This is a genomic window from Methanosarcina baikalica, assembly GCF_031461075.1.
GTDB lineage: Archaea > Halobacteriota > Methanosarcinia > Methanosarcinales > Methanosarcinaceae > Methanosarcina > Methanosarcina baikalica.
The window spans coordinates 84489-90488 of record NZ_JAVKPK010000004.1 but is presented as its reverse complement, the minus strand read 5'-3'; the positions used below and the strand labels follow the sequence as shown (position 1 = coordinate 90488).

Here is a 6000-nt window from a genome sequence, read left to right as displayed (position 1 = left end):
TTACTTACCTTCAACACATAAATTTGTGCTTCAAAATAACTGTCTTTACAATAATTCAGCAGGCAACTATAAAAACTGCACATCGAAAGGCGATATTTACGTAAACCCACTATTTGCAGACCAGAAAAAACATGATTATCACCTGAAATCAACAAGTGGAAGATGGAATGGAAAAACCTGGGTTAAAGACAAAGTGAGTTCTCCTTGCATTGATGCAGGATATCCGTCCTCTGACTATTCTAATGAACCTGAAAATAATGGAAACAGGATCAACATAGGGAGATATGGGAACACAGTCTATGCATCAAAATCAGGGACCTCTAAACTGGATGATAATCAAGCTCCCGTAATTGAATCCATTTCCAATATTACCGTTAAGATCAGAGAAAATCTGAGCTTTACAGTGAAGGCTTCTGATGCAGATGGAGACAAACTTTCCTATTCATCACCATACCTTCCTTCTGGTGCAAACCTCAACGAGAATTCAGGATTTTTCAACTGGATTCCTGCAGGTGGGCAGGATGGGTCGTACAATATTCTCTTTAAAGCGAGCGATGGTAATCTCAATGACTCTGATACTACAAAAATAAATGTAATCGAAAAAGAACTCCCCTGGAATTTCTCTGGAAAGGCATACGATAACCGCCTCCGCGAGGTTTCTCCTGAAGATGTCTTTTCGGATAAATCGTTTCTTGATGTTGGAGGAATGAGCAACTTCGGTAGCTACAGGGATGTTATATGGTTTAACGTAAGCGAATACACCAATGCTACTGAAATTAGCAGCGTAACCCTTTCCCTCTTCTGGTATTATCCGCCCATTCCACGGCCAAATGACACTGTTATTGAAGTCTACAGGCCTATTGCATGGAATCCCAACTATGTGAGCTGGAATAAACAAAATAAAGGCGTTACCTGGGTTAATTCCGGAGGAGACTGGTATGACAAGAATGATGTTTTACAGGGCAGCGTTCCATATGCTACATTAACCCTGAAAACCAGCAGTTTACCCGATAACAGATACTGTGAGATCAACGTAACTGATCTTGTAAAAGATTATGTAAGCGGCAAATACTCAAACACAGGTTTCCTTATAAAAGCCCGCAATGAAAGTAACAATTATATTGCTTTCTACAGTTTCGAATGTGGAAACGTGAGCCATGTACCTAAGCTTACTATTACAAAAAGAGTACCTTTAAATGCAACTATTACTGGCTCAAAGGACAACCGCCTTCGTGAAGCTTCTCCTGAGGATGTCTTTTCGGATAAATCATTTATCGATGTTGGAGAAATGAGCGGTGTTGGCAGGTACAGAAGCGTTATGTTATTTAACCTGAGCGAATACCCCAGTGCCACGACGGTGAAAAATGCAACTCTTTCCCTTTTCTGGTATTATCCTCTCAGCTCACGTTCGAAAGATACTGTCATTGAGGTCTACAGGCCTGCCTCTGCCTGGAACTCCAGTTATGTGAGCTGGAATAAAAAAGACATCGGCACTGCCTGGAATAACGCAGGCGGGGACTGGTATGACAAGAAAGGTGTCTTACAGGGTAGCACTCCATATGCTACATTAACTCTGAGAGCCGACGACTTACCATATAATAGTTACTGTGAGCTCAATGTAACTGACCTTGTAAAAGAGTATGTTAGCGGCAAGTACGCAAACACTGGTTTCCTGATAAAAGTCAGCAATGAAAGTGATAATTATATCGCATTCTACAGTGCTGACTGCGGAAACGTGAGCCAGGTTCCAAAACTGAATCTAGCTTACAGCTAAAGTTTGTGTCCTTAAAGGAGATTTCCATGACTTCCGGTCCAGTGGTAAGTTTTTGAGTGCCGGATGGGAGACATCTCCTTTTACCAGGTAAAAAATATGAGTTTTAAGAATTCTCTAATAAGAAGAATCCTTTTGACCTGAGTTCCCAAATTTTAGGCGCATATGCCTAATTCCACCAGTCTGATAAGTCAGATAATGTGAGTTTGAAATTAGAAGCTGCAATTCCTGTGCTTATGTTTATGCATACAATTCGATATCATGAGAAGGTTATGCACCTAAAAAAGCGGAACTTAGTTTTTATGTGAAAACATATTAGTTTCTTGATTCCCTTTGGGGATTAATTTAATTTATTTCTGGATTTTAAGAGTGTTTTTTATTGGGGAACTCTGGTCATTATCTATTTCCTAAAATGAGCATTTTTATTCTCAGTTTACACGCTGATTTTGGAGAACCCTATAGTAAAAAGTAAACTTTTATAATCTTTTCAAGGCTAATTCGAAGACAGATTTATCTTTGCCTAAATTATATATAAGTATTTAGACGATCATTATAATAATCTGCAGCAAATGCGGCAGAGATATTTTCAAACTCTCCCGTTGTTGATCTCATATGTTTCATTATTTACCATCTTTCCTTGTCCAGAACCACCATGAAATTTACAGGCCTTGTTGGGACACGCAATATCAGTAAACTTTGGTTTTGCCTTCCTTTTCTCCATAAATCTAAATTATTGCTACATATATACTATCGACTGAATATTATAGAGACGACTACATGCCTCCAAACTTTTATAAAAATTTATCTAAACACAAAGGCTTTTATCTTTTATAGAAATCCCTTATTGGGTTCGTTGGAGTCTGGTTTTTGTTGAAAAGAATGCTGTCGAAATAAACTTAAAGTTAACGCTGAATATAAGTATGATATCTCCAACTTTCTGATTCGAAATTAAGGTATTTTGTATGAAAAAAACTTATTGTGCTATGGTTATAAATATAACTTCTACGGAGAGATTGGAACCTGAGAAATATAATCAGCGTCCAAAAGGATTTAAATATCAGGTTTTGAATAATGAGTTGGTCAAATCATAAGAGAAATCTTCGTTAAGACTATTTTCGTAACTTTCTTCAATCATAAATCGTTAAAAAAGGATTCCTTTTAAGGTGATATGTTGTCATATCAAAAGTTTGCAAAGGATGTTGGCTTTATCGGGACAGTTCAGATACTTACAAGCCTGGGCACTTTTTTCCTACTCCCGATAATCACAAAAACCCTTGGAACATATGACTACGGACTCTGGGCCCAGATCAATATCACAGTATCCCTTATCTCCCCACTTGCACTTATGGGTCTTTCTATGGGGCTTGTCAGGTTTTTATCTTCTGAAACAGAAACGAGAATAATAAAAGAAGCTGTCTACTCCATTCTTTTTTTCGTGACTATGTCTGGTCTTCTTGCCTCTTTTTTGCTGTATACGTTTGCAGAACCTCTTGCAACATTCGGTTTCAAGGATCCCGGGGCAACCTATTTCATCCAGGCAGGTTCTCTTTTGATTCTCTTGAATGTAATCGAGCCTGTATCTCTTTTTTATTTCAGGGTCTTCAGGCAGATCCAGAAATTTTCTTATCTTACCCTTTTTGAAACATTTGGGAAATTATTTTTTATTCTCGTTCTTCTCAAAATGGGGTATGGGCTTCTTGGTGTAATAGCGGCTACTTTATTGGTACAGGGTCTCATTTTCTTGATTGCTCTTCTAACTATAATATCTCAGATAGGATTCATTATCCCCCGGTTTACTTATATAAAGGAGTATCTGCAATTTTCTCTACCGCTAACTCCCAATGCGCTTATAAGATGGGTTACTGAATCAAGTGACAGATATCTGGTTACCTATTTTCTCGGTCTTAGAAGCGTGGGCGTATATTCGGCTGCCTGTTCAATCGGTAACCTTATACAACTTTTTGTAAGCCCTCTTCAACTCATTCTTCTTCCTGAACTATCAAAGCTATTTGATGAAAATAAAATGGATGAAGTACGAATTTACATGTCTCATTCTTTGAGATATTTCCTTCTTATTTCCATCCCTGCGGTCTTTGGGCTTTCAGCTCTTGCAAAACCTTTGCTTGGAATCCTTACCACTGAGGATTTTATTTCGGGCTGGGTTGTAATCCCGATTACCGCCCTTTCCGGTCTTCTGGCAGGAATCTTCCAGATCTTCGTCAATACAATGTTCCTTGTCAAAAAAACGAAAGCTACGACTTACATCAATATTATTGCAGCGGTTTCGAACGTATTGATCAACCTTCTTCTGATACCTTCTGTCGGGATTGTCGGTGCTTCACTCTCAACCTTAATTTCCTACTTTTTACTGGCTGTGCTTTGTATGCGTATCTCCTTAAAACATTTTAAACTCGATTTTTATTTTCATGACATTGCGAAAAGCATCTTGTCCTCTATGGCGATGTATATCTTTGTTTCCCATTTCGTTATCTCAAGCATTTTTGAGCTTTTTGAGATTGCAGGTATGGGTTTACTTATCTATCTGGTTGTGATGTTTTTGGTCGGCGGCTTCAGCGACCATGAGATCTATTTAATACGAAGATATTTATTTAGAGTCGAAAATGAAGCCAGGCAATAATTTACCTTTTATTCTCAAGATTTTAAGAATTTTTTTCCAGCAATTACTGTGTATATCTACCCTGCCCTTCAAAAACGATTTTATATTTTCTTCTATCGTAGACTGCAAAATCAATTCCACTGGGATCTCTAAGATTTATATAAAACTCCTTTGTTATTTCTCGTGACCTCTAATATTTGTGATTTCATTTTTCATCTACAGGGAGAATCTCAAAAAAAGGTATGCCGGCCGTAAAAGCCCTGATATCTCGATTTTTACGTTTGGCCAACAAAAACTTAATTTGGAAAAACTGGAATGGGAATCATTCCACTTAGAGCCTATCCGAAAAGTCATTAACGCATGTTGAAAAGTTACGATAGGCCTATAATATCGGCATCCTTTCCGGTTGTACATATTGTCAATTGTAAAAGTTACAGTAGGTAACAACACTTTTCGGATAGGCTCTTAGTTAACTCTAAGTAATGCCCTTGCCGTTTCCCTCACGCTTCTCTCCGATGTATATCCAGGCTTCCACCCCAAATTTTTCATTTTTTCGATCCCCAGCCTCATCCTTGGCACATCACCTTTCCAGCCGCGGCTTCCTCCAGTATATATAAATTCAACATCAGAAAACCCCATCTCTTCTGTAACAGCTTTTCCGATTTCTGTGGCACTGATGGTATCTTCGGAGCCAACATTGAAGATATTTACCTTTTCTTTACTTTCCTCTATTAAATACAATATCGCATCGACGCATTCCGATACATGAAGGTAGGACTTTTCCTGTTTGCCATCACCTAGGATCTCCAGTAGATTGGGGTTTTCCTGTAGCTTTCTTATAAAGTCAACAGTAATTCCATGTGTGCTGCGTGGACCAACAATATTTGCAAAACGAAAGATCCAGGCCTGCATGTCGAAAGTATGGGAGTATGAGGTAATAAGGGCCTCACAGGCCATTTTGGAAGCACCGTAAAGGGATATGGGGATAAGAGGGCCATAATCTTCCGGAGTGGGTATAATGTTCGCTTCCCCATAAACTGTAGATGTGGAAGTAAATGCAATTTTTTTAATATTGTTTTTCCTCATAGCTTCCAAAAGATTGTAGGTTGCCAGAATATTCTGATCTAAATGGACTTTAGTATTTGAAGCCCCGAGCCTGACATCAGGATTTGCAGCCACATGGCAAACGAGATCGATATCTTTACAGGCCTTTTCTATCGCTTCCTGGTTAAGAAGATCTCCTTTTATCAGAGTGAAGTCCTGGTTTTCAAGATGGTGCTCTATAAATTCCATTTTTCCTGAGCTCAGGTTATCAAACACGATAATCCGATTTCCTTTTTCTATAAGGCGGTCTACCAGGTGGCTCCCTATAAAGCCGGCTCCCCCTGTCACAAGTATTTTATTCTTTGCGGGCATGGAAAATCCTCCAAATAATCTTTCTTTCCCTATTAATATTTTGTACTTTGTTCAGGTAATCCGAAAACATTTTTACCTCATTCTCCCTATTAGGCTGTGTAAACGATGAGGGAAAAATTAAATATGTCATAGATAAAAAGTACTTAAACTCAACTGTAATAATAACCTTTTCACCGAATTTCCTTTACCGGAGAGT

The 6000-nt window shown here is 38.4% G+C and carries 3 protein-coding genes; 2 read left to right on the top strand and 1 reads right to left on the bottom strand.

Annotation, left to right across the window (positions count from 1 at the left end):
* Both RG963_RS02090 and RG963_RS02085 read left to right on the top strand, forming a co-directional pair.
* A partial coding sequence (locus RG963_RS02090) for a disaggregatase related repeat-containing protein (protein ID WP_310574612.1) occupies positions 1–1774 on the top strand: 1774 nt, incomplete at its 5' end.
* Between the two features lie 1165 nt (positions 1775–2939).
* The gene (locus tag RG963_RS02085; protein WP_310574611.1) at positions 2940–4409 is read left to right on the top strand and encodes a flippase; all 1470 of its coding nucleotides are present in this window, start codon (positions 2940–2942) and stop codon (positions 4407–4409) included.
* Positions 4410–4853: 444 nt separating this feature from the next.
* On the opposite strand, the gene RG963_RS02080 is transcribed toward RG963_RS02085, so the two are convergent.
* A complete protein-coding gene (locus tag RG963_RS02080) occupies positions 4854–5804 on the bottom strand; it encodes an NAD-dependent epimerase/dehydratase family protein (protein WP_310574610.1) in 951 nt (316 codons plus the stop codon).
* Positions 5805–6000 lie beyond the last annotated feature (196 nt).

Excerpts from the sequence above, each read along its gene's own strand:
- RG963_RS02085 (WP_310574611.1), top strand. The coding sequence starts at position 2,940 with ATGTTGTCATATCAAAAGTTTGCAAAGGATGTTGGCTTTATCGGGACA.
- RG963_RS02080 (WP_310574610.1), bottom strand. The coding sequence starts at position 5,804 with ATGCCCGCAAAGAATAAAATACTTGTGACAGGGGGAGCCGGCTTTATA.